Genomic DNA, 21165 nt, shown 5'->3' with positions numbered 1-21165 from the left:
TCATGGGCAAGAGCTATTCGGGTGATCTTCGAGATCGGATCATTGGCTACGTCAGCGCCGGTGGATCACGTCGTGGTGCGGCCAAGCACTTTGGGGTCAGCAACAGTTGCGCGGTGAAGCTGCTGGCGCGGGTGGAGCAGACGGGCTCTTGTGCGCCAGCGCGCCAGGGACGGCCGCCGGGAGACGGCAAGCTGGCGGCGCATCGGTCGTTCCTGATCGAACAGGTCGAAGCCAAGCCGGATATCACCCTGCCGCAACTGGCGGCCTTGCTGGAGGCGCAACGCGGGGTGAGCGCGGATCCCAGTTCGCTGTCGCGGGCGCTTCGCGCGGCTGGGTTCACATATAAAAAAAGCCCTGATGGCCTCGGAGCGCGCACGCGAAGCGGTGCGTGAACGGCGCAGGGAGTGGATCGAGCACCGCCAGCCCGTCATGCGCCAGCAGCCGGCGCGGCTGGTGTTCATTGACGAGACGGCGGTCACCACCAAGATGACCCGGCTGCGCGGCCGCAGCCTGCGCGGTAAGCGCCTGGCGGCCGATGCGCCCTTCGGCCACTGGAGAACCCAGACCTTCATCGCTGGCCTGCGATGCGCGCAGCTGACCGCGCCCTGGGTGCTCGATGGCCCGATGAACCGCGACGCCTTCGACGCCTATGTCGAGACCCAGCTAGCGCCGACGCTCAGCCCCGGTGACGTCGTGGTTCTCGACAACCTCGCCGCCCACAAGGGACCAAGAGCCGTCCAGGCCCTCAAGGCGCGGGGAGCCTGGTTCCTGTTCCTCCCGCCCTACTCGCCCGACCTCAACCCGATCGAGATGGCCTTCTCAAAGCTAAAAGCCCATCTGCGCGGCGCCTGCGCTCGCACCTTCGACGACCTCTGGAGGGCCGTCGGCGACATCTGCAGCCTCTACGAGCCCCAAGAGTGCTGGAACTACTTCAAGGCCGCTGGCTATGCGTCACATTAAACGCACGATGCTCTAGGCGCGTGGCGCGATCCAGGGCGCCCAGCAATTGAGCGACGTCCAGCGGCTTGCCGACGTGATCGTCCATGCCGGCCGCCAGCAGGTGGTCGATCTGGTGGCGCATGGCGTTGGCGGTCAAGGCGATGACCGGCGTCCGCGCGCGGCCCTCGGCGACCTCCAGGCGGCGGATCTGTTTCAGCGCCGTGAGACCGTCCATGACCGGCATGTGGATGTCCATCAGCACCACGTCCCATCGGCCCGCGCGCCAAGCCTCCAGGGCCTTGGCGCCGTCGTCGACGATGACGGGCTCGACGCCGGCCTGACGTAGCACCGAGCGCAGGACCAGTTGGTTCGTCGGGTTGTCCTCGGCGGCCAGGACGCGAAGGCCCGGGGCGGTGTCGGCCTTGGCCGCGTTCTGAACGGAAATCGGCTCCCGCACCCGCGCCAGCGGCAGGGTTACCATGAAAGCGCTGCCGACGCCTGGGCGGCTGTAGAGGGTGATGTCGCCGCCCATACGGCGGGCCAGCTCGCGGCAGATGGCCAGGCCCAGGCCTGCGCCGCCGTGCCGACGCGTGGCGATGTCATCCAGCAGCACGAAGCGCCCGAACAGGCGCTCCTGCTCGTCGGGCGCGACACCGGGGCCGGTGTCGGCCACGGTCAGTTCCAGCCGGCCGGCCTCGAACCGCGCCGCGATCGAGACTCCCCCGGCCTCGGTGAATTTCACGGCGTTGGACAGCAGGTTGTGCAGGATCTGCCGCAACCGTCCGGCGTCGCCCAGATAAGCGCCTTCGGCGGACGGGGCGATGACCAGGTCGTGCGACAGGCCCTTGCCCTCGGCCAGGGCGGCGAAGGTGCGCCCGCAGCCGACCAGCAGCGCGCGCAGGTCGAAGGGGTCGGGGCGCAGCTCCAGCTGGCCGGCCTCGATGCGCGCCAGGTCCAGCACGTCGTTGAGGATGTCGGTCAGCGCCTTGCCTGACTGACGCACCACCGACAGGCGTTCGCGCTGCCGGGCCGACAGCGCGTCGGCCTCCATGACCTGGGCCATGCCCAGTATGCCATTGAGCGGCGTGCGGATCTCGTGGCTCATGGTCGCCAGGAACGCGGTCTTGGCGCGGTTGGCGCTGGCGGCCTCGGCCTCGCGCGCCTGGGCCAGGGCGGTGGCTTCCGCCATGCGGCGGGCGGCCTTCTCGCGGTGCAGGGCGTACTGCAGGACGTAGCCAAAGAAGCAGATGATCGCCACCAGGGACAGCGCCACTTGAGAGGGCGGCGTCGTCTTGAACGTCAGCCCGGCCGTGACCAGCACGTGAAGCAGCAGCGCCGCCAGGGCGGCCGCGCCGATGCGGCGGGAGATGACGAACTCTGCCGTGCTGGACAGGGCGATGGCGCCCATCATCGCGCTGCCGGCCAGGACCGAGGTGCGCGTCCCGTGCAGCACCAGGGCGCCGGGGAGGGCGGCGTAGACAAAGGTATAGGCCAGGGTGAAGGCCGCCAGGCCCGTCTCGAAACCGTCGGCGGCGTCTCCCAGCCGAGCAATGGCGCTACACAACAACTGGTTGAAGAGGATCAGCATCAGGGCGGCGGCCAGCCAGATCAGGCTCGTCTGCACCCCCAGCCAAACCATGGCGCCGACGGCGGCCAGCAGGGTCATCGGTACGATGGACAACAGATCACGCCGTCGATGCTCGACGATACTGCGCCAGCCCATGACCTGAATGCGCTCCGCGCTAGGAAAATACGGTTCCGTTGTTCACGTTCGGCGTCGAGTGCTTGGAAAAGGTGAACATACGCAGAGTGTTATGTTTAGGGTTAATCACTGATTTACGATCGCCCCATACCTTCGAAATAACCGCCGCCCGGAGCCGTCGTCGTGGCCATCGACCCGACCGCGCCCTTGACCCCGATCCTTCCATCCGCCCCGGCCGGAGCCGCGCCGGATTCGCTGGTGGTTCTGCAGGCCATGGCGCGCCAGGCGCTGGCCAACACGGCCGCCGAGCTCGGCCAGATCGTCGGTCGTCCTTCCGCGCCCCAGACCCCCAGGACGGGCGCGCCCGTGGAGCAGGCCGGTCGAACCTCGACCCAGGACGCGGGGCATGCCGACGACGCTCCCGGCGCGGCCAAGGGCGCGCCGCCGACCCAGCAGGCTCCAGCCGCCAAGGGATCGCCTGAAACCCGTATGGCGCGCGCGGTCCGCATGGCCACCACCGAGGCCGTGCCGCGCCAGGCCGGCCTGGCGCCGCTTATGGCCAACGTCAGGGCCGTCGTGGATCGCGACGACATGCCGGACGAGGTGCGTGAGGCGGGCGGCGTCCTGCTGGCCATGGCGCCGCACGCCGACGAGATCACGACTGCCCGGGGATTGCGCCAGGCCGTCGTGCGTTCGGGTGTCTTCCTGGAGGCCCACATGGCGCGCGCCGCCGCGGCTCCGGCCACGGGAGGCGCCCCAACGCCGTCGCCGGCGGGTGACATGAAGGCCGCGCTTCTGGTGTTCCGAGGGGCGCTGTCGGCCTGGCTGGCTCATGCCGTCCCACAGGAAGCGGCCGACCTTGCGCCCGGTCTGGCCGCCGAGCCGGGTGTCGGCGCCGATACCGAGGCGCCCGCGCCCTCCGCCAGATTGCCCTCCGGGGGCGTCGCGTCGCCGGCGGCGGCGATGTCCACGCGTCCCGCGCCGTCGGTCCAGCCGACCCCGTCCGCGTCGGTCGAGGCGCCGCCCGACGAGATCCCTTCGACCGGTCCCGCGCCTCGGGCCGAGCCGCCGGAGCCGGAGCGCGTGTCCGCGAAGCCCGACCTTCCGCCCTCGTCCTCAGGGGACGAGCCGATCGCGCCGCGCTTCGCCGCTTTCACGACCGCGCCCAAGGTCGCGCCGAACGCGACGGTCGCCGCACGCGGAGCGCTGTCGCCGCTGCTCCAGGCGGGTATGATGGCCGAGGATGCCGCGGCGGAGACGCCAGCCGGTTCGTTCGCCGAGGCCAAGACCGCCGTGGCGAGGGGGTATGGCGCGCCCGCGGCCGACGCCGCTCGCTCCAGGGTTCCGCCGCCGCCCTATGCCAGCGGACCCATGGCGGGCCAGAAACCAGGTCCGCCGGTCATGTCCGGCGACCAGTCGCCAGCCGATGTCGTGCGTGGCCTGCTCAAGGGCGCCGCCGGCGCCCTGGCCCGACAGGACCTGATGCAGATCGCCTCGCTGCCCGAGCCCCAGCGCCACGGCGAGACCGATGCCACCGAAGCGCGTCCGCAGGGCGCGCGCCTGAATCTGGACCTGCCGTTCGTGACGCCGCAGGGCGTGGCCGTGGCGCAATTCGAGATCAGCCATGACGGCGGCGGGTCTGGGGGCGGCGCGGTCGGGTCGGCGGAGCGCACCTACAAGGTTCGCTTCTCGATCGATGTCGAGCCGCTGGGCCCGGTCCACGCCCTGGTCACCCTGACCGGCGCCCGGGCTCGCGTTTCTCTTTGGGCCGAGCGGGCCGAGACCATCGCACGGCTGCGGGCGGGCGAGGAGGCCCTGGGCGCGGCCCTGCGCCAGGCCGATCTGTCGCCCGAGGTCGCCGTCCATTCGGGGACTCCGTCCAGCCCTGGCGGCGTCAGCCCGCTGGGCCATTTCGTGGACCAGGCCTCATGAGCGGGATCACCGGTCCCTCCGGGCGGCCGCGCCTGGCCGTGGCCCTGCTCCACGAGGACCCCCATGCGCCAAGGGTGGTCGCGTCCGGTCAGGGCTGGGTCGGCGAGAAGATCATCGAAACGGCCCGCGAGCACGGCGTGCCGATCGAGGAGGATCCGGTGCTGGCCCAGGCCCTGTCGACCATCGAGATCGACGAGGAGATCCCTGAGGCGCTCTACCGCGCCGTGGCCGAGGTGCTCGGCTTCCTCCTGAAGCGCTGACCTGAAACGAAAAAGGCCCCGCCGAAGCGAGGCCTGATCCGTTGTCTTCCTGAAGACGAAGCGCCTAGCGCTTCTCGACCGGCACGTAGTCGCGTTGCGTGGCGCCCGTGTAGAGCTGACGCGGACGACCGATTTTGCGGGTGGGGTCCTCGAACATTTCCTTCCACTGGCTGATCCAGCCGACGGTGCGGGCCAGGGCGAACAGCACGGTGAACATGTTGGTCGGGAAGCCCATCGCGCGCAGGGTGATGCCCGAATAGAAGTCGATGTTCGGGTACAGCTTGCGGTCGATGAAGTAGGGATCGCTCAGGGCGACCTTTTCCAGTTCCTGGGCGACCTGAAGCAACGGATCGTTGTTGTGGCCCAGTTCCGCCAGCACTTCGTGGGCGGTCTTCTGCATGACCTTCGCGCGCGGGTCGAAGTTCTTGTACACGCGGTGACCGAAGCCCATCAGCTTGTACTTGCGGTCCTTCACGCCCTGGACGTAGTCCGGGATGTTCTCGACCGAGCCGATGGTCTCCAGCATCTCCAGGGCTTCCTGGTTGGCGCCGCCGTGCGACGGGCCCCACAGGCAGGCGATGCCGGCGGCGATGCAGGCGAACGGGTGCGCGCCCGACGAGCCGGCCAGACGGACGGTCGAGGTCGAGGCGTTCTGCTCGTGGTCGGCGTGCAGGATGAAGATCCGGTCCATGGCGCGGGTCAGCACCGGGTTCGGCTTCCAGTCCTCGGCCGGCACGGCGAAGCACATGCGCAGGAAGTTTTCCGAGTACGACAGGTCGTTGCGCGGCGACACGAACGGCTGGCCGACCGTGTACTTGTAGGCGCGGGCGGCGATCGTCGGCATCTTGGCGATCAGGCGATGAGCGCTGATCTCGCGCTCACGGGCGTCGTCGACATTGATGCTGTCGGCATAGAAGGCCGACAGGGCGCCGACGGCGCCGGTCATCACGGCCATCGGGTGCGCGTCGCGACGGAAGCCCTGGAAGAAGGCGTCGAACTGCGCGTGCAGCATCGTGTGATAGGTGATGTTCTTTTCGAACTTGGCGAACTCGTCCGCGCTGGGCAGTTCGCCGTTCAGCAGCAGGTGGCAGACCTCGAGGAAAGAGGACTTCTCGGCCAGCTGGTCGATCGGATAGCCGCGGTGCAGCAGAATGCCGGCGTCACCGTCGATATAGGTGATCTTGCTCTCGCACGATGCGGTCGAGGTGAAACCCGGATCGAACGTGAAGTGGTCGCTCTCGGCGTAGACCTTGCGGATGTCCAGGACGTCTGGACCCGTGCTGCCCTTGAGGATCGGCAGGTCGTAGCTCTTGTCGCCGATCGTCAGCGTGGCTTTATCGGTCATACTTAGACCCCTTCATAAATTGGAACGAGCAGTCCAACTTTCGTTTTCGCACGTGCGTTATAGCGCCTCATGCGCGCGACGCCAGGGCGTCGTCAAGGCGCCCCAAACTCTCTTCGCGGGAGAGCGCGGCCATCGTCTTGTTCAGGTCCGGAGCCGGCGCGCCGCCGGTCAGGATCCCGCGCAGCGCCGGGCCGAACTTGCCGAAGCCGACGCCCTCGGATTCCGCGAACGTTTTCAACACGGTTTCCAGCGCCGCGGCGTCGAAGGCCGGCGCCGCGGCCAGCTGGGCGCGCAGGCGCGAGAGCCGCTCGACCGTTTCCTCGGTCAGTTGCTTCTGCGTTTTTTCTTCCAGGGCCAGCGGGCGCGTCTTCAGCGCGAAGGCGCAGTGGTCCACCAACTCCAGGATGGTCTTGGCGCCTTCCTTCACTTCGGGGACGGTGCGAGCGATGCGCTCGCGGGCGTCGGCCGGCAGGGCCTCACCGCGCTTTTCCGCGGCCGTCAGGGCCAGTTCGGTCAGGCGGGCGTCGTCGGCCTTGCGCAGATGCTGGGCGTTGATGTGGTTCAGCTTGGCCCAGTCCAGGCGCGCGGGCGCCTTGACCACGTCCTTGACGTCGAACCAGCCGATCGCCTGTTCGTCGTTGAAGACCTCGTCGTCGCCGTGGCCCCAGCCCAGGCGCGCCAGGTAGTTGCGCATGCCCTCGGGGATGTAGCCGAGGTCGGCGAACTCGCCGACGGCTTGTGCGCCGTGGCGCTTGGAAAGCTTGGCGCCGTCGGGACCGTGGATCAGCGGGATGTGGGCGAAGGCGGGCACGGACCAGTCCATGGCCTGATAGATCAGGGTCTGGCGGGCGGCGTTGTTCAGGTGGTCGTCGCCGCGGATCACGTGGGTGACGCCCATGTCGTGGTCGTCTACGACCACGGCCAGGTTGTAGGTCGGGGCGCCGTCGCCGCGCAGCAGGACCAGGTCGTCTAGCTCGATGTTGCGGAAGGTCACCGGACCCTTGACCAGGTCGTCGACCACGGTCTCGCCGTCCAGCGGGCCCTTGAAGCGGATCACGTGCGGGACCGAGAGATCGCCCTCCGGCGCATCACGCCAGGGCGAGCGGATGGCGCGGCCTTCGGCGCGGGCCTTCTCGCGCGCCACTTCCAGCTCCTCGACGGTCATCCAGCAGCGATAGGCGCGGCCCTTGGCCAGCATGTCCTGCACGACCTCGACGTGGCGCGGGGCGCGGGTGTGCTGGAAGACGACCTCGTCGTCGGACTTCAGGCCCAGCCAGTCCAACCCCTCGAAGATGGCGGCGACGGCCGCCTCGGTCGAACGCTCGCGATCGGTGTCCTCGACGCGAACAAGGAACTTCCCTCCCGTATGCCGGGTATATAACCAGTTGAACAGCGCCGTGCGGGCCCCGCCGATATGCAGGAAACCGGTGGGCGATGGGGCGAAGCGCGTGACAACGCCCGTCGTGGAAAGGCCGGTAGGGGTGGGGTTCGACATGGACTTCAAGGCTGCAGGGCTGAACGCCGGAACGGCGTCGAAGAACGCGAGCCGCGACGCGGCTTGGGCGGGGCGTCTTAGCACGCCGCTTCCCGCCGGGACCAGCGCTTTTCCGCATCGCGGCGAACTTGGCATTGCCGTCAAAAATACAACGGTTTCGGTATGTTAGGCGTCGAAGTCATCGATGGCGCGTCGCCGGCGCCCGCGACGCGGTTCTCGTGGCCAGGCCTGGCCGCATTGGCGATGGCCGAGCTGCGGGTCAATGCGGAGCGCGCCTTCCTGTGGACGCCGGTCGCGTTCGGTCTGGGGGCGGCGGCCTATCTGGAGGCGGGCCGGGAGCCGTCCGTGTGGGGGCTCGGCGGCCTGGCGCTGCTGTTGGGGACGGTCTGGCTGATTTTGCGCCGCCGCGAGGCGACGACGTTCGTCCTGGTTCTGGTCGGTCTCATGGCGTTCGGCGCGGCCGGCGGGCTGGCGGCCAAGATCCGTAGCGACCGCGTGGCGGCGCCGATCATGGCGGGTGAACGCGTCGTGCGGCGCGTGGACGGTTTCGTCGTCGACGTCGTCAGTCCTGGCGCGAGCGGGCCGCGCGTGCTGATCGCGCCGGCCTCGGTGTCGGGGCTGTCGCCCGAACGAACACCGCGTCGAATCCGGGTGACGATTGGCGAGAACGAGACCCCAGGGCCGGGACGGGCCGTACGGCTGAAGGCCATGTTGGGACCGCCGCCGCCGCCCGCCGCGCCGGGTTCCTATGACTTCGCCCGCGACGCCTGGTTCGACTCGGTTGGGGGCGTCGGTTTCACGATCGGAGAGATCGCGCCGGCGCGACTGGATCCGCCGCCCTGGCGGCTGCGTCTGTCCATGGCGGTGAACGCCTTCCGCTGGAGCCTGGCCGAGCGAATTCTAGCGCGGATGGGGCCGGGCAGCGGGGGTATCGGCGCGGCCATGGTCACGGGCCATGAGGCCTGGATCACGGAAGAGCAGACCCAAGCGATGCGGGCCTCCGGCCTGGCGCACATCCTGTCGATCTCGGGCCTGCACATGGCCATTGTCGGCGGCTTCGTGTTCGGCGTGGCGCGGCTGGGCGTCGCGGCCTGGCCATGGCTGGCCCTGCGGGCGCCGGGCAAGAAGATCGCCGCCGTGGCCGGGCTGGTCGCTGTGCTCGGCTATCTGGTCATCTCTGGCGCGCCACCGCCGGCCGAGCGGGCGGCGATCACCGCCAGCGTGGCGTTCCTGGCCATACTGTTCGACCGGCGGGCCATCACCTTGCACGGCCTGGCGGTGGCGGCGCTGCTGATCCTGGCGCTGAAGCCCGAGACCGCCGGCGAGCCGGGTTTCCGGATGTCGTTCGCGGCCACCGCCGCGCTAGTAGCTTTGGCGGAAAGCTGGCCACAGCCGGTGCGCGAGATCTCCACGCCCTGGTGGATTCGCTGGCCGCAGGCGGGGTTCACCTGGTTGGCCGCCAGCGTCGCGGCCAGCCTGGTCGCGGGTCTGGCCACCGCGCCGTTCGCCATGCAGCATTTCAACCGCGTCGCCGTCTGGGGTCTTCCGGCCAACCTGGCGGTGGCGCCGCTGTCCTCGTTCGTGATCATGCCGTTCCTGGCCGTCGGCACCCTGCTGGAGCCCTTCGGCCTGGGCGCGCCGTTCCTGGCTGTCGCTGGTTGGGGCATCGACGGTATGGTCGGGATCGCAAACGCCTTCGCCGGCGCCCAGGGCGCTCAGCGGATCGTGGCCAGCGCGCCGCCCCAGGTGCTGGTGATCGCCTTTCTGGGTCTGATGATCCTGTGCCTGTGGCGCGGGAAGCTGCGTTGGATCGGCGCGCCGCTGGCCTTGGCCGTCGCCCTGTGGCCAAGGCCGGCGCCGCCCGATGCCTGGATCGCCGCCGATGGGGCCACGGCCGCCGTGCGCTCGGGCGATGCGGCCGTCCTGCTGCGCACCGACGCCAAGCGGTTCGGGGCCGAGCTGTGGGCCCGGCGCCGGGGCCTGACGCCGGCGACCTGGAGCCTCTATGCCTGCGACAAGCGGATCTGCGCGCCGGCCCTGGGCGCGCCGGTTCGGCTGTCCCTGGCCTGGAGCCGCAAGGCCCCCGACGCCGAAACCCTGTCGGGCCTGTGCGTGAACAGCGAGGTCGTGGTGATACGCGGCGCCGCGCCCGAGCGCATCCCGCCATTGTGCGCCGATACCGTGCTGCTGACGGCCGAAGACTTCGCGCGGGGCGGGGCCGCCGAACTCTATCGCCGCTCCGACGGCTGGCGCATCGTCTGGGCCCAACCCTTGCGGGGCGATCGACCGTGGAGCCGCCCTTCGGGCAGCCGCCTGCTGACACCTGATGGCACGGGTGGCGGCTAAGTCTCGCTCGCCTTCTGGAGGATCCGTGATGTCGAACCCGTTCGCCGCCCGCCGCGCGGCCTTCCGCGCCCTGCACGCCGAAGGTTGTTTCGCCTTGCCCAATCCCTGGGACGTCGGCAGCGCCAAGAGGCTGGAAAGGCTGGGCTTCAAGGCCCTGGCCTCGACCAGCGCCGGAGCCGCCTGGGCCATGGGCAAGGACGACGGCCAGATAACCCGTGACGAGGTGATCGCTCACCTGACACAGCTCTGCGCCGCCACCGACCTGCCGGTGAACGCCGACTTCGAGGCCGGTTTCGCCGACACGCCCGAAGGGGTCGGAGAGAGCGTCGCTCTGGCTATCCAGGCCGGCGTCGCTGGGCTGTCGATCGAGGACTGGTCGGGCTCGGCGCTCTACGACCTGCCGACCGCCGTGGCGCGGCTCAAGGCGGCTCGCGCGGCGATCGACGCCTCGGGCCAGGACGTGATCCTGGTCGGGCGCACCGAGGGCTATCTACGCGGCGTCCGCGACCTGGCGCCGACCCTGGAGCGTCTGAAGGCCTATGCCGAGGCCGGAGCGGACTGCCTCTATGCGCCGGCGGTGACTGATGACGATGAGATCCGCGCCATCGTTCAGGCCGTAGCGCCCAACCCGGTCAACGTCCTGTTCTGGGGATCCGAGATGTCGGTGCAGAGCCTGGGCGCGCTGGGCGTTCGCCGGGTCAGCACCGGGGCCTCCCTGGCCGCTGCGGCTTGGTCCGGCTTCGATGTCGTCGCCAAGCGGTTGGCGGAGGAGGGGCGTCTGTAACCGCCTCTACTTGAAGACGACGCTATAGCTTGGGTTTCGCGAGGAACTCGCGCTTCGGAGCCCGGTCGAGCGATATTCGATGGTGAGGGTGATGGACCGGCCGGCAGTCGGCTGGCCGTCTTTGGCGACGCTGTCCACCACGACGTCCGGCAGCAGCCGCTTGGCGGAATCGTCGAAGCCTCGGCCCGCTGGCGTGACTGACAGCAGTTCGCAATTCTCGAGCCGGGTCTTGTCGTTGACCAGGCAGCGGGCCTGGACGTCTCCGGCCACGCCCATTCGCTGAGCCTGATCAGGATAGTAGGCGCTGAATGGCCAGCGTCTCGCGTGACGGAGTTCGACGTCCTGTGGCGTCAGTGGCGCGGCCGTTGCGATCTGCGCCATGACCAGCCAAGCGACAATCATGGCATATCTCTCACACGAAAAAGGCCAGCCTCTGAGGGGCTGACCTTCTTAAATCACAGATTGAGTATATTCGCCTAGTGGTAGCGGCGGATCAGACCCACCAGCTTGCCCTGCACCTCGACCTGATCGGGGCCGAAGATGCGGGTCTCGTACTTGGGGTTGGCCGCTTCCAGGGCGATCGAGCCGCCCTTCTTGCGCAGGCGCTTCAGGGTGGCTTCCTCGCCGACCAGGGCGACGACGATCTCGCCCGAGGTGGCGGTGTCGCCCTTCTTGATGATCACGTAGTCGCCGTCGAGGATGCCGGCCTCGATCATCGAGTCGCCCTGCACCTCGAGGACGTAGTGCTCGCCGTTGCCCAGCATGGCCTCGGGCACCGGAAGGCGCTCGCGCTCGTGCTGGATGGCGTCGATCGGCGTGCCGGCGGCGATGCGGCCCAGGATCGGCAGTTCGCGGCTATCGTTGGCCGGAGCCGCCGATGGCGCCGGGGCGGGCGGCGCGCCGCCGCCTTCGAACACCTGCGGCCGGAAGGCGCCGCGCCCCTTGGGCGGGGCGGCCGTCGTGGCCTGTTGCGGCAGCTTCACCACCTCCAGCGCCCGGGCCCGGTGCGCCAGGCGGCGGATGAAGCCACGTTCTTCCAGCGCCGTGATCAGCCGGTGGATGCCCGACTTGGACGCCAGATCCAGGGCTTCCTTCATCTCGTCGAAGGACGGGGAGACGCCGGTCTCCTTGATACGCTCGTGGATGAACATCAGCAGTTCGTGCTGCTTGCGGGTGAGCATGTCGACCTCGGCTGGAGCGCGGAACAAACCGCAAACCTTGCGAATGTTCTCTAGGCGTTCCGCGTCAAAGTCAAGTCGGGGCGCGACCCTCGTGAAAAGCTTTGCAAAATCAAAGCCTAGGCGGCCGAATAGAGTAAATGTCGCCCAGAATCAAAAGCTTAACGAAAGCTTTCAGGCGCGCTTGCGGGCGACGATGATGTCCTGGTCCTGCAAGGGCTGGCGACGCCAGACGCCGAGGGCTTGGTTCAGCACGTCGAGGCCCAAATCGTCGTACTGGACCAGGATCGGCTCGAGGTCGTAGCCGATCACCGACTCCGGCAGCTCCGGCGTGGCGGTCCAGCAGCCGTCCAGACGATGGACCATGTCAAAGGCGATCTGGCCGTTGCCGGTGTTGGCGCGGGCCTCGTCGTCGATCAGGTACCAGGAGACGATGCTGGTCCCGCCGGGCTTCAGCACGCGGGCGATCTCACGGGCGAACTGGGCCTGGTCGGCGGCCAGCAGGTGGGTGAACACCGAGCCCAGCCAGACATAGTCGAAACTGGCGTCCGGATAGGGGAAGACGTAGGCGCTGGCGGGCTGCGAGCCGGCCGGGTTGTAGCGGTCGCTATGCATGTCGGCGTGCACGAACGCGAATCGCGGATCGCCCACGGCGATGTTGGCCCTGCACCAGTCGATGGCCTGGGCCATGACGTCGAAGCCAGCGTAGCGGCCGGACTCGTCCAGATAGTCGACCAGCGGCGCGGCGGCGCGGCCGATGCCGCAGCCAACGTCGAGAATGGCGTGGTGCGGTTGCAGGCCGGCCTCGATGAACAGACGCTTGAACTCCTGGCCCACGCGGACGTAGTCGGCGTCGGCGGCGCCGACCAGGTGCCAGAGTTCCTGCGGCGCGGCGACGGCGTCCGCATCGGCGGCGGGAGGCGGGGGCGCGATCGCTGGAGGCGCGGCGGGCAGCAGCGCGCGGCGAAGGCGGCCCAGCACCGGACGCAGGGGCGCGGGCGTGGCGCTGCGCAGCGCCGCCAAGAGTGAGCTGTCCCGCATCCGATTCCCCTTCAATCCGAAGTTGAGCGGACCCTAACGACGGTTGTGGCCTCAGCCAACCGTCGGGGCGGGCAGCTTGCGGAACGTACGGTCCAGCCGCAGGCCGTGGCCGGTCCATGAGAACAGAATCCGCTCGGCGCGGCCGACCAGGTTCTCGGCGGGGATAAAGCCCATGCCTAGCTCCGGCGGCAGGGCCACGTCGCGCGCCACGTCCCAGGCGCAGGAGGCGTAGCCCTTCGGTGTCGAGCCGGGGTTGAAGCGGCTGTCGGCCGAGTTGTCGCGATTGTCGCCCATCACGAAATAGCAGCCGGCGGGCACGGTATAGACGCCGGTATTGGCCGCCGGGGTGTCGGCGCCGAAGCTGTTGGTGGCGTAGGTTCGGCCATTGGGCAGGGTTTCGCGCAGATGGCGAACCGGGATGGGATAGTCGCCCGGCGAACCCTCGGCGTCGACGCCGGTCAGCGTCTGGCGGACCGGTGCGCCGTTGATCCGCAGAACGCCGCCCATCATCTGGATGCGATCGCCGGGCAGTCCGATGACACGCTTGATCACGTCGGTGCGGCCGTCGCCGGGCTTCTTGAAGACGACGATGTCGCCGCGCACAGGCGCCTTGTCCATCAGGCGGCCGTGGCCGATCGGCGGGCTGAGCGGGATCGAGTGCCGGCTCCAGCCGTAGGGATATTTCGAGACCAGGATGTAGTCGCCGACCATCAGGGTCGGCTCCATCGACTCCGAGGGGATCGTGAAGGGCTGGCTGAACACCGTGCGCGGGACCAGCGCCACCACCAGCACGAGGGCGACGGTCTTGAGGGTTTCAATCAGGCCCTCGGCCCAGCGCGGCTTGGTCATGCGATCCTCTCCCTTGGCTCACGCCGAGGTTAGGTCGCCGAGCTTGGCCAAATCGTGGCGTTAGCCGATCAGGACCTTCGTGGCCGCCGTTACGTCGGCGTGGCGCATCAGGCTCTCGCCCACCAGCATGGCCTTGGCGCCGGTCGCCTCCATGCGCACGACGTCGTCGTGGGTGAAGACGCCGCTTTCGGTGACCAGGAGCGCATCCTTGGGCGCCTGAGCGGCCAAACGCTCGGTGACGGCCAGATCGACGACGAAGCTCTTCAGGTCGCGATTGTTGATGCCCACGAGGTCCGAGCCCAGGGCGCCGGCGCGGGCCATCTCGGCCTCGTCGTGGACCTCGACCAGGGCGTCCATGCCCAGGCGGCGGGCCTCAGACATCAGCTCGGCCGCCAGACCATTGTCGATCATGGCCAGGATGACCAGGATGGCGTCGGCGCCCAGGGCGCGGCTCTCGGCGACCTGCCAGGGATCGACCAGGAAGTCCTTGCGGATGCAGGGCAGGGCGGTCGCCGCGCGGGCGGCGACCAGGTATTCGTCGGCGCCCTGAAAGCTGGGGCCGTCGGTCAGCACCGACAGGCACGCCGCGCCGCCCAGTTCATAGGCGCGCGCCAGGACCGGCGGATCGAAGTCCTCACGGATGAGCCCCTTCGACGGCGAGGCCTTCTTGATCTCGGCGATCAGCGAGAGCTTGCCCGGCGCGTGGTTGGCTTCCAGCGCGGCCTTGAAACCGCGCGGGGTCGAGGCGGCCTTCGCGGCGGCGTCGACATCGGCTTGCGAGCGCGCGGCCTTGCGACCGGCGACGTCCTCGCGCTTGTAGGCGGCGATTTTCGCGAGGATGTCGGTCACGCAGTTACTTCCGTGTTCGTGGTGGCCACGAGGCCGGCGAGGGCGGCCTTGGCGCGGCCTTCGTCGATGACGTCGGCGGCCAGTTCGATGCCCTCGACCAGGGTCTCGACCTTGTCGGCCACCAGGAAGGCGGCGGCGGCGTTCAGCAGCACGATGTCGCGATAGGGACCCGTCTCGCCGTCGAACAGACGGGTCAGGGCGGCGGCGTTGAACGCGGGATCACCGCCGGTGATGTCCGACAGCGCCGCGCGCGGCAGGCCGACGGCCTCGGGCGTGATCGTGAACAGGTGCATGCGACCGTCACGCCATTCGGCGACCTCGGTCTCGCCCGTGGTGGTCAGCTCGTCCAGGCCCGAGCCGTGCACCGACCAGGCGCGCTCGGCGCCCAGAGCGCCCAGGGCCTTGGCGATCGGCTCGACGAAGCGTGGAGCCGAGACGCCCACCACCTGCCGCTTGGCGCCGGCCGGATTGGTCAGCGGGCCCAACAGGTTGAAGATCGTCCGGAAGCCCAGCTGCTGGCGGATCGGCGAGACGTGCTTCATCGCGCCGTGATGGGTCTGGGCGAACAGGAAGCAGATGCCGGCCTCGTCCAGGGCCCGCCGCTGCTGCTCGCGGGTGGCGTCGATATTGACGCCCAGGGCGGTCAGGACGTCGGCGGTGCCGGACTTGGAGGTGATGGCGCGGTTGCCGTGCTTGGCGACCTTGAGACCCCCGCCGGCGGCGACGAAGCCGACCGCGGTGGAGATGTTCAGGGTGTGCAGGCCATCGCCGCCGGTGCCGCAGACGTCGATGACCTCGTACGGATGCTCCAGCTGGACGGCGGCGCGGCGCATGGCGCGGGCGCACGCGGCGATTTCGCCAACCGTCTCGCCGCGCAGGCGCATGGCGGTGACGGCGGCGGCCACTTGGGCCGGGGTCGGCTCGCCGCGCAGGCAGGCAGCGAAGAACACCTCGGCGTCCTCGTCGCCCAGGGTCTGGCCGTCGGCCAGCTTGGCCAGCAGCGGCTTGAAAGCGTCGGACATGATGCGGCCCGCCCTAGACCCAGACCGCCGCGTCGCGCTCGACGCCGGCCAGGTCCATGAAGTTGGCCAACATCTGGTGGCCGCCCTCGGTGGCGATCGATTCCGGGTGGAACTGGACGCCGAACACCGGGCGGGTCTTGTGCTGCACGCCCATGATCTCGCCGTCGTCGGTCCAGGCGGTGACCTCCAGCTCGGGCGGCAGGTCCTCGCGGCGGACGGCCAGCGAGTGGTAGCGCGTGGCGGTGAAGGGGTTGGGCAGGCCCTTGAAGATGCCCTTGTCGTTGTGGCGAACCTTGCTGACCTTGCCGTGCATCACGGCCTTGGCGCGGATCACCTCGCCGCCGTACGCCTGCCCAATGGCCTGGTGGCCCAGGCACACGCCCAGGATCGGCAGGTTCTCGGGCGCGGCGCGCAGCAGCGGCAGGCAGATGCCGGCCTGATCAGGGGCCTTGGGGCCCGGCGACAACAGGACGGCGGCCGGCGCCAGGCCCAGGGCCTCCTGCACCGTCAGGGCGTCGTTGCGGTAGACGACCGTCTCGGCCCCAAGCTCGTTCAGGTAGTGGACGAGGTTGTAGGTGAAGCTGTCGTAGTTATCGATGACGAGGATCATGACGCCGCCTTTCGAAGTGCGGTTCTAGCCTGCGCGGGCCCTTTGTGTAGCGGCATTTTCGCGCGTGGCCTTCAGTTACGGTTACAGCGGACGCGGTGTGGAGCATCATATGGGGATGGACCCGCGTGATTCCGCCCTGGACCCCGTCGCCGTCGCCTATGTCCGCGCCTTGCTGCGGCAGAAGACGCGCGGACAGAAGATGGCGCCGGTGCTGGCCGCCGCGGCCTTCGCCGCGCTCTGCGCGATCAGCTTCGCCACGGTGATGGTGCTGGCGCCGCCGACGGTCACCCAGCACCTCCCGGACGACCGGCTAGGCGGTCCGTAGGAGCGGAAGAGGCAGCCCTAAGGCTCAGCTGAATCGCCAGGCTTCCTCGGCCGCGCGCTTGAGGGCGCGGGACTTGTGCAGGGTCTCGTCGTACTCGGCGTCCGGATCGCTGTCGGCGACGATGCCGCCGCCGGCCTGGACGTACATCATGCCGTCCTTGACCAGCGCCGTACGCAGCACGATGCAGGTGTCGACCGAGCCGTCCGCGCCGAAATAGCCCACGGCGCCGGCGTAGCCGATGCCGCGTTTTTCGACTTCCAGCTCGTCGATGATCTCCATGGCCCGCACCTTGGGCGCGCCCGACAGCGTGCCGGCGGGCAGGGCCGCCATCAGCACGTCGACCGGATCGACGCCGTCGGGCGCATTGCCCTCGACGTTCGAGACGATGTGCATCACGTGGCTGTAGCGCTCGATCTTGAAGCTCTCGGTCACGCGGACGTTCGGGCCTTTGGAGCGCTCCACCGGCGCGTTCTTGCCCTGATGATTGAGCATGGCCACGCGGCCAACGTCGTTGCGGCCCAGGTCCAGCAGCATCAGGTGCTCGGCGCGCTCCTTGGGATCGGCCAGCAGCTCGGCTTCCAGCGTCGCATCCTGCTCGGGCGTAGCGCCGCGCGGACGGGTGCCGGCGATCGGCCGGATGGTGATCTTGCCATCGCGCAGGCGGACCAGGATCTCGGGGCTGGAGCCGACCAGGTTGAAGCCGTCCAGGTTCAGGAAGAACAGGAACGGCGACGGGTTGGTCCGGCGCAGCGAGCGGTATAGGGCGAACGGCGGCAGGTCGAAGGGGGCGCGGAAACGGTGGCTGGCTACGACCTGGAAGATATCGCCGGCGGCGATGTAGTCCTTGGCCTTGGCGACGACCTGGTGGTAATCGGCGCGGCTGACCGGGGTGGTGAATTCCATCGGATCCCGGGCCGGGCGCGGCGCGTCGTGGCCCATCGGGCGGCGCAGGTCGGCCATCACCGTCTCGATCCGCGAACGGGCGGCGGCGTAGGCGTCGTGGGCCGACACCCCGGCCTTGGGACGCACGGCCGTGGTCAGGATGATCTCCTGGGCGATGGCGTCGAAGATCGCGACGATCTGCGGCCGGGTCATGATCCCGTCCGGCAGGCCCAGGGTGTCCTCGTTGATGTCGGGCAGGCGCTCGACCAGGCGAACCAGGTCGTAGCCCAGGGCCCCGAACACGCCGGCAGCCATGGGCGGCAGGCCCTTGGGCAGCTCCATGCGCGACCGCGCCACCAGATCGCGCAGGCTGTCCAGCGCGCCGCCCGGCTGAGGCGTGTAGCGGCCGGCGGCGATGTCGCCGTCCTCGGCGATCTCGGCCTGGTCGCCGCGGCAGCGCCAGACGAGGTCCGGGTTCATGGTCACGATCGAATAGCGACCGCGCCAGGCGCCGCCTTCCACGCTCTCGAACAGGAAGCTGTAGGGACGCGTCTGGGCGATCTTCAGATAGGCCGAGACCGGGGTCTCGAGATCGTCGATCAGACGGGTCCAGACGACCTGTTGACGTCCGGAATCATAGGCTTCCGAAAAGGCGTCGAAGGCGGGTTCCAGACTCATTACTCGGCTTTCTTTCCGCCCGTGGCGCCTTGCGCCTTGGCCAGGGCGTCGGTGTCGACGCCGATGGCCTGGCGCGCCAGGGTCAGGTTGCTCTTGGTCTTCAGCTGGGCCTTGGCGGCGTTGCGCGAGGCCTCACCCAGGTCGCGCATCAGGCCGCTGGCGGTCTGGGACTGGGTGAAGGCCGCGATCTGGGCCACCTGATCGGCCGGGGCGGCGCGGACGGCTTCCAGCTTGGCGACCACATAGGCCTCGCCCTGCTGGCCGGCGCGGGCCACGAAGGCCTCGCCGTTCTTGGCCTGGAAGGCCGCGGCCAGGAACTCGCGGCCCAGGCCCATGTGCTGTTGGGCGTTCTGACGCGACAGGCCGGGGACCTTCTGAACCTTGGACTGGGCCGAGGCGGCCACCGCGTCCAGGCTCTCGCCCTTCTTGACGCGGGCGGCCAGCTCGTCGGCCTTGGCCTTCAGACGCTTGCCCATCTCCTGGGCCTGCCAGACGGCGGTCAGCTGCGGCTTGATCTCGGCCAGCGGCGGCATCGCGGCCGGTACGACCTTCTCGACCTTCACGGCGTAGTATTCGCCCTTGCCCAGCTCGACCAGTTCGCTCTCGCCGCCTTGCGACAGCGAGAAGGCGGTCTTGAGGATGTCCGGCGTCAACCCCGCGACGGGCTGGCCGGTCTGATCGGCGCCCTGGGCGGTGATCGGGGCGGTCGTCAGCACCAGGGCGCCGGCCTTGCTCGCCGCGGCGACCAGATCGGCGCCGCCGTCGTGGGCGTCCTGATAGGCCTGGGTCTGGTCGTAGGCCTTGGCCTGGGCGGTCTGGGCGCGAACCTCGGCCTCGATCTGCGGGCGGACGCTGTCCAGCGTGGCGACGACGCCCGGCGTGACCTTGGTGACCTTGATCACCGAGACGCCCAGCTCGCCCGTGATCGGGCCGCTGACCTGACCGGCGGCCAGGGTGAAGGCGGCGTCGGCGACCTTGCGGTCCGGCACCGCCGTCTTGGGCTTGTCGGCCAGGATGAGCGGCGTATTGCCGTAGGCCTTGGCCACGGCGGCCGGATCCTCGCCCTTGGCCAGGCGCTGCGAGATCACGGCGGCCGCCTTGGCGTCCGGCGCCGAGATCTGGATCAGCGAGCGGGTTTCAGGGCGGGCCAGGCTGTCCTTGCGGAAGTCGAAAGCCTTCTGGATGTCGGCCGGGTTCAGCGCGACGGTCGGCTCCAGGGCCTTGGCGCTGACGCGCATGATCGACAGAACGCGCGTCTCCGGACGCGTCAGGCGCTCGGCGTTCTCCTTCATGAATGCGGTCAACTGGGCGTCGGTCGGCTGGCCGGGCTTTTCGACCGAGGCCGGATTGATCGCGAAGGCTGCGACGTCGCGCGCTTCCAGGATGTAGGCGCCCTGCAGCGCCGCGTAGATGCGCGGGGCCTTCATGCCGTCGGCGACGGCCGAAAAGAAGTGGGCGTTGGCGATCTCGTCCCGCAGCGACGCCTCGTAGGCCTGAGGCGTCAGGTTGTTCTGGGCCAGAAGGGCCGCGTAGGCCTGCTGGTCGAACTTGCCGGTGATCGGGCTGAACGGACGCTGGCCGGGGGGCAGCTGGCTCATCTGCTCGTGGACGATGTCGCCGACCAGCTTGTCCGACGGCGTGACGCCCATCTTCTGGATCGCGGCGGCCATCGATTCCTGCAGGGTCAGTTCCTGGACGATCTGGCGGTCGATGCCGCGCTCGACGGCCTGGTCGGGCGTGATCGCCTCGCCGCCGCGCTGCTCCATGGCCTTGCGGTAGTTGTCGAACCGCGCCTTGAAATCCTGGGCCGACAGCGTGCGCGAACCGGCGCTGATCACGCCCGAGCCGCGTGGGCCCTTGAACACGTCGCTGATGCCGAAGATGGCGAAGCTGACGATCAGCAGGCCGAACAGCAGAACCGCGAACGGCGATTTGGCGAAGGAGCGGAAACCGGCGAGCATTTGGACGAGAACCTTCCAGTCGGAGCCGCCGAACGAATGGGCAAGGCGGTCGAGAGCAGCGGGTATAGTAGAGCCGTGGGTGACCGGGCAAGCGGCCTGGGCTTGACTTCCCAGGCGAGCATGACCCCAAGAAGGCGCTCATGACCCTTTTGAGCACGACGCCCCGGCCGCTGATCGCCGGAAACTGGAAGATGAACGGTCTTTCGACCGCCCTCGACGAGGCCCGGGCCATCGCGGCCGGCCTGGACCGGCGACCGGCCGCCGCCCGAGTCGCGATCTTCCCGCCCGCCACTCTGCTGCATCGCCTCGGCGAGGCCGTCGAGGGCTCGTTCGTCCTGGTCGGCGGCCAGGACTGCCACGGCGCGGCGAGCGGCGCCCACACCGGCGACATCTCGGCCCAGATGGTCGCCGACGCCGGCGGGACCATGGTGATCGTTGGCCACTCCGAGCGCCGGACCGATCACGGCGAGACCTGCCAGCAGGTTGCCGGCAAGGCCCAGGCCGCTCTGGCCGCCGGGCTGGAGCCGATCATCTGTGTCGGCGAGAGCCTGGAACAGCGCCAGGCCGGTGAGGCGGTGAGCTTCGTGATCGGCCAGCTGCGCAATTCTCTGCCGGACAGCCTGGCGGGCCAGGCCTTCGACGTCGCCTATGAGCCGCTGTGGGCCATCGGCACGGGCCACGTGGCCTCGGTCGAGAACATCGTCGAGATGCACGCGGCCATCCGGACCGAGTTGGTCGCCCGGTTCGGCGAGCAGGGCAGGGCCACGCCGATCCTGTACGGCGGCTCGGTCAAGCCGGAGAACGCCCGCGAGATCCTGGCCGCGCCGGAAGTCGGCGGGGCTCTGGTCGGCGGCGCCTCTTTGAAGGCCAAGGACTTCCTGGCCATCGTCGAAGCGGCCTAGGACATCTAGCACCTTTCGCGAACGGGCCGCGCGAGCGCGTGGTCCGTCCCAGAATCCTTGACATC

19 protein-coding genes are annotated in these 21165 nt (G+C 69.2%); 7 read left to right on the top strand and 12 right to left on the bottom strand.

Annotation, left to right across the window (positions count from 1 at the left end; translation table 11 throughout):
• Positions 1-2 precede the first annotated feature (2 nt).
• Positions 3-960, top strand: a protein-coding gene (locus MZV50_RS14025) for an IS630 family transposase (protein WP_252629765.1) whose coding sequence is annotated in 2 segments (ribosomal slippage) — positions 3-328 and positions 327-960 — 960 coding nt in all. Because the reading frame shifts where the segments join, the coding sequence is not laid out codon by codon here.
• Here MZV50_RS14025 and MZV50_RS14020 read toward each other — a convergent pair.
• On the bottom strand, positions 932-2662 hold the full coding sequence (locus tag MZV50_RS14020; RefSeq protein WP_252629793.1) for an ATP-binding protein: 1731 nt from the start codon (positions 2660-2662) through the stop codon (positions 932-934). The two genes, MZV50_RS14025 and MZV50_RS14020, sit on opposite strands and share 29 nt — an antisense overlap.
• 162 nt (positions 2663-2824) lie before the next feature.
• Here MZV50_RS14020 and MZV50_RS14015 point away from each other — a divergent pair, with 162 nt between their 5' ends.
• Positions 2825-4573, top strand: coding sequence for a flagellar hook-length control protein FliK (locus MZV50_RS14015; protein ID WP_252629792.1), 1749 nt, complete (start codon positions 2825-2827; stop codon positions 4571-4573).
• Entirely contained in the window at positions 4570-4833 is a 264-nt protein-coding gene (locus MZV50_RS14010) for an EscU/YscU/HrcU family type III secretion system export apparatus switch protein (RefSeq protein WP_252629791.1), read from the top strand. The genes MZV50_RS14015 and MZV50_RS14010 overlap by 4 nt, the downstream gene beginning before the upstream one ends.
• A 64-nt stretch (positions 4834-4897) precedes the next feature.
• Here the strand turns inward: MZV50_RS14010 and gltA are convergent, their stop codons facing one another.
• Together gltA and gltX are read right to left on the bottom strand one after the other, a co-directional pair.
• Entirely contained in the window at positions 4898-6178 is a 1281-nt protein-coding gene (gene gltA / locus MZV50_RS14005; RefSeq protein WP_252629790.1) for a citrate synthase, read from the bottom strand.
• A gap of 67 nt (positions 6179-6245) precedes the next feature.
• Positions 6246-7673, bottom strand: a complete 1428-nt coding sequence (gltX, locus tag MZV50_RS14000; RefSeq protein WP_252629789.1) for a glutamate--tRNA ligase — start codon at positions 7671-7673, stop codon at positions 6246-6248.
• A gap of 162 nt (positions 7674-7835) precedes the next feature.
• On the opposite strand from gltX, the gene MZV50_RS13995 reads away from it, so the two are divergent.
• Together MZV50_RS13995 and MZV50_RS13990 are read left to right on the top strand one after the other, a co-directional pair.
• Positions 7836-10019 carry a ComEC/Rec2 family competence protein gene (locus tag MZV50_RS13995; RefSeq protein WP_436792175.1) on the top strand — a complete coding sequence of 728 codons (2184 nt, stop codon included), beginning with the start codon at positions 7836-7838 and terminating at the stop codon, positions 10017-10019.
• Between the two features lie 28 nt (positions 10020-10047).
• Positions 10048-10803 (top strand): isocitrate lyase/PEP mutase family protein, encoded by a 756-nt coding sequence (locus MZV50_RS13990; RefSeq protein WP_252629788.1) that lies wholly within the window; start codon positions 10048-10050, stop codon positions 10801-10803.
• Between the two features lie 6 nt (positions 10804-10809).
• Here MZV50_RS13990 and MZV50_RS13985 read toward each other — a convergent pair whose 3' ends face one another.
• The 7 genes from MZV50_RS13985 to MZV50_RS13955 all read right to left on the bottom strand — a co-directional run bounded on the left by MZV50_RS13985 (position 10810) and on the right by MZV50_RS13955 (position 16352).
• Positions 10810-11205 (bottom strand): energy transducer TonB, encoded by a 396-nt coding sequence (locus MZV50_RS13985; protein WP_252629787.1) that lies wholly within the window; start codon positions 11203-11205, stop codon positions 10810-10812.
• 74 nt (positions 11206-11279) lie between these two features.
• Positions 11280-11984 (bottom strand): transcriptional repressor LexA, encoded by a 705-nt coding sequence (gene lexA, locus MZV50_RS13980; RefSeq protein WP_252629786.1) that lies wholly within the window; start codon positions 11982-11984, stop codon positions 11280-11282.
• A 171-nt stretch (positions 11985-12155) separates the two neighbouring features.
• Positions 12156-13022, bottom strand: a complete 867-nt coding sequence (locus MZV50_RS13975; protein WP_252629785.1) for a class I SAM-dependent methyltransferase — start codon at positions 13020-13022, stop codon at positions 12156-12158.
• Positions 13023-13073: 51 nt separating this feature from the next.
• The gene (gene lepB, locus MZV50_RS13970) at positions 13074-13871 is read right to left on the bottom strand and encodes a signal peptidase I (protein ID WP_252629784.1); all 798 of its coding nucleotides are present in this window, start codon (positions 13869-13871) and stop codon (positions 13074-13076) included.
• Positions 13872-13931: 60 nt separating this feature from the next.
• On the bottom strand, positions 13932-14720 hold the full coding sequence (trpC, locus tag MZV50_RS13965) for an indole-3-glycerol phosphate synthase TrpC (protein ID WP_252629783.1): 789 nt from the start codon (positions 14718-14720) through the stop codon (positions 13932-13934).
• Complete coding sequence (trpD, locus tag MZV50_RS13960; protein ID WP_252629782.1) at positions 14717-15742, bottom strand: anthranilate phosphoribosyltransferase; 1026 nt, start codon at positions 15740-15742, stop codon at positions 14717-14719. Before trpD ends, trpC begins: the two co-directional genes overlap by 4 nt.
• A 13-nt stretch (positions 15743-15755) precedes the next feature.
• Complete coding sequence (locus MZV50_RS13955; RefSeq protein ID WP_252629781.1) at positions 15756-16352, bottom strand: anthranilate synthase component II; 597 nt, start codon at positions 16350-16352, stop codon at positions 15756-15758.
• A gap of 115 nt (positions 16353-16467) precedes the next feature.
• Here MZV50_RS13955 and MZV50_RS13950 point away from each other — a divergent pair, with 115 nt between their 5' ends.
• Positions 16468-16677, top strand: a complete 210-nt coding sequence (locus tag MZV50_RS13950) for a hypothetical protein (protein WP_252629780.1) — start codon at positions 16468-16470, stop codon at positions 16675-16677.
• Positions 16678-16701: 24 nt separating this feature from the next.
• Here MZV50_RS13950 and trpE read toward each other — a convergent pair whose 3' ends face one another.
• Positions 16702-18237: an anthranilate synthase component I gene (gene trpE / locus MZV50_RS13945; protein ID WP_252629779.1), complete on the bottom strand. Its 1536-nt coding sequence runs from the start codon at positions 18235-18237 to the stop codon at positions 16702-16704.
• The gene (locus tag MZV50_RS13940) at positions 18237-20198 is read right to left on the bottom strand and encodes a peptidylprolyl isomerase (protein ID WP_252629778.1); all 1962 of its coding nucleotides are present in this window, start codon (positions 20196-20198) and stop codon (positions 18237-18239) included. The genes trpE and MZV50_RS13940 overlap by 1 nt, the downstream gene beginning before the upstream one ends.
• A 140-nt stretch (positions 20199-20338) precedes the next feature.
• On the opposite strand from MZV50_RS13940, the gene tpiA reads away from it, so the two are divergent.
• Positions 20339-21100, top strand: coding sequence for a triose-phosphate isomerase (gene tpiA, locus MZV50_RS13935; protein WP_252629777.1), 762 nt, complete (start codon positions 20339-20341; stop codon positions 21098-21100).
• Positions 21101-21165: the final 65 nt, after the last annotated feature.

Source organism: Caulobacter segnis (assembly GCF_023935105.1).
GTDB classification, from domain to species: Bacteria; Pseudomonadota; Alphaproteobacteria; order Caulobacterales; family Caulobacteraceae; genus Caulobacter; species Caulobacter segnis_B.
The sequence above is the reverse complement of the archived record's forward strand: the minus strand, read 5'-3'. Positions and strand labels throughout refer to the sequence as shown.

Excerpts from the sequence above, each read along its gene's own strand:
- gltX (WP_252629789.1), bottom strand. The coding sequence starts at position 7,673 with ATGTCGAACCCCACCCCTACCGGCCTTTCCACGACGGGCGTTGTCACG.
- MZV50_RS13990 (WP_252629788.1), top strand. The coding sequence starts at position 10,048 with ATGTCGAACCCGTTCGCCGCCCGCCGCGCGGCCTTCCGCGCCCTGCAC.
- gltA (WP_252629790.1), bottom strand. The coding sequence starts at position 6,178 with ATGACCGATAAAGCCACGCTGACGATCGGCGACAAGAGCTACGACCTG.
- MZV50_RS13995 (WP_436792175.1), top strand. The coding sequence starts at position 7,836 with ATGTTAGGCGTCGAAGTCATCGATGGCGCGTCGCCGGCGCCCGCGACG.
- MZV50_RS13955 (WP_252629781.1), bottom strand. The coding sequence starts at position 16,352 with ATGATCCTCGTCATCGATAACTACGACAGCTTCACCTACAACCTCGTC.
- trpD (WP_252629782.1), bottom strand. The coding sequence starts at position 15,742 with ATGTCCGACGCTTTCAAGCCGCTGCTGGCCAAGCTGGCCGACGGCCAG.
- MZV50_RS14010 (WP_252629791.1), top strand. The coding sequence starts at position 4,570 with ATGAGCGGGATCACCGGTCCCTCCGGGCGGCCGCGCCTGGCCGTGGCC.
- MZV50_RS14020 (WP_252629793.1), bottom strand. The coding sequence starts at position 2,662 with ATGGGCTGGCGCAGTATCGTCGAGCATCGACGGCGTGATCTGTTGTCC.
- trpE (WP_252629779.1), bottom strand. The coding sequence starts at position 18,237 with ATGAGTCTGGAACCCGCCTTCGACGCCTTTTCGGAAGCCTATGATTCC.
- MZV50_RS13985 (WP_252629787.1), bottom strand. The coding sequence starts at position 11,205 with ATGATTGTCGCTTGGCTGGTCATGGCGCAGATCGCAACGGCCGCGCCA.
- MZV50_RS13975 (WP_252629785.1), bottom strand. The coding sequence starts at position 13,022 with ATGCGGGACAGCTCACTCTTGGCGGCGCTGCGCAGCGCCACGCCCGCG.
- lepB (WP_252629784.1), bottom strand. The coding sequence starts at position 13,871 with ATGACCAAGCCGCGCTGGGCCGAGGGCCTGATTGAAACCCTCAAGACC.
- tpiA (WP_252629777.1), top strand. The coding sequence starts at position 20,339 with ATGACCCTTTTGAGCACGACGCCCCGGCCGCTGATCGCCGGAAACTGG.
- MZV50_RS13940 (WP_252629778.1), bottom strand. The coding sequence starts at position 20,198 with ATGCTCGCCGGTTTCCGCTCCTTCGCCAAATCGCCGTTCGCGGTTCTG.
- lexA (WP_252629786.1), bottom strand. The coding sequence starts at position 11,984 with ATGCTCACCCGCAAGCAGCACGAACTGCTGATGTTCATCCACGAGCGT.
- MZV50_RS13950 (WP_252629780.1), top strand. The coding sequence starts at position 16,468 with ATGGACCCGCGTGATTCCGCCCTGGACCCCGTCGCCGTCGCCTATGTC.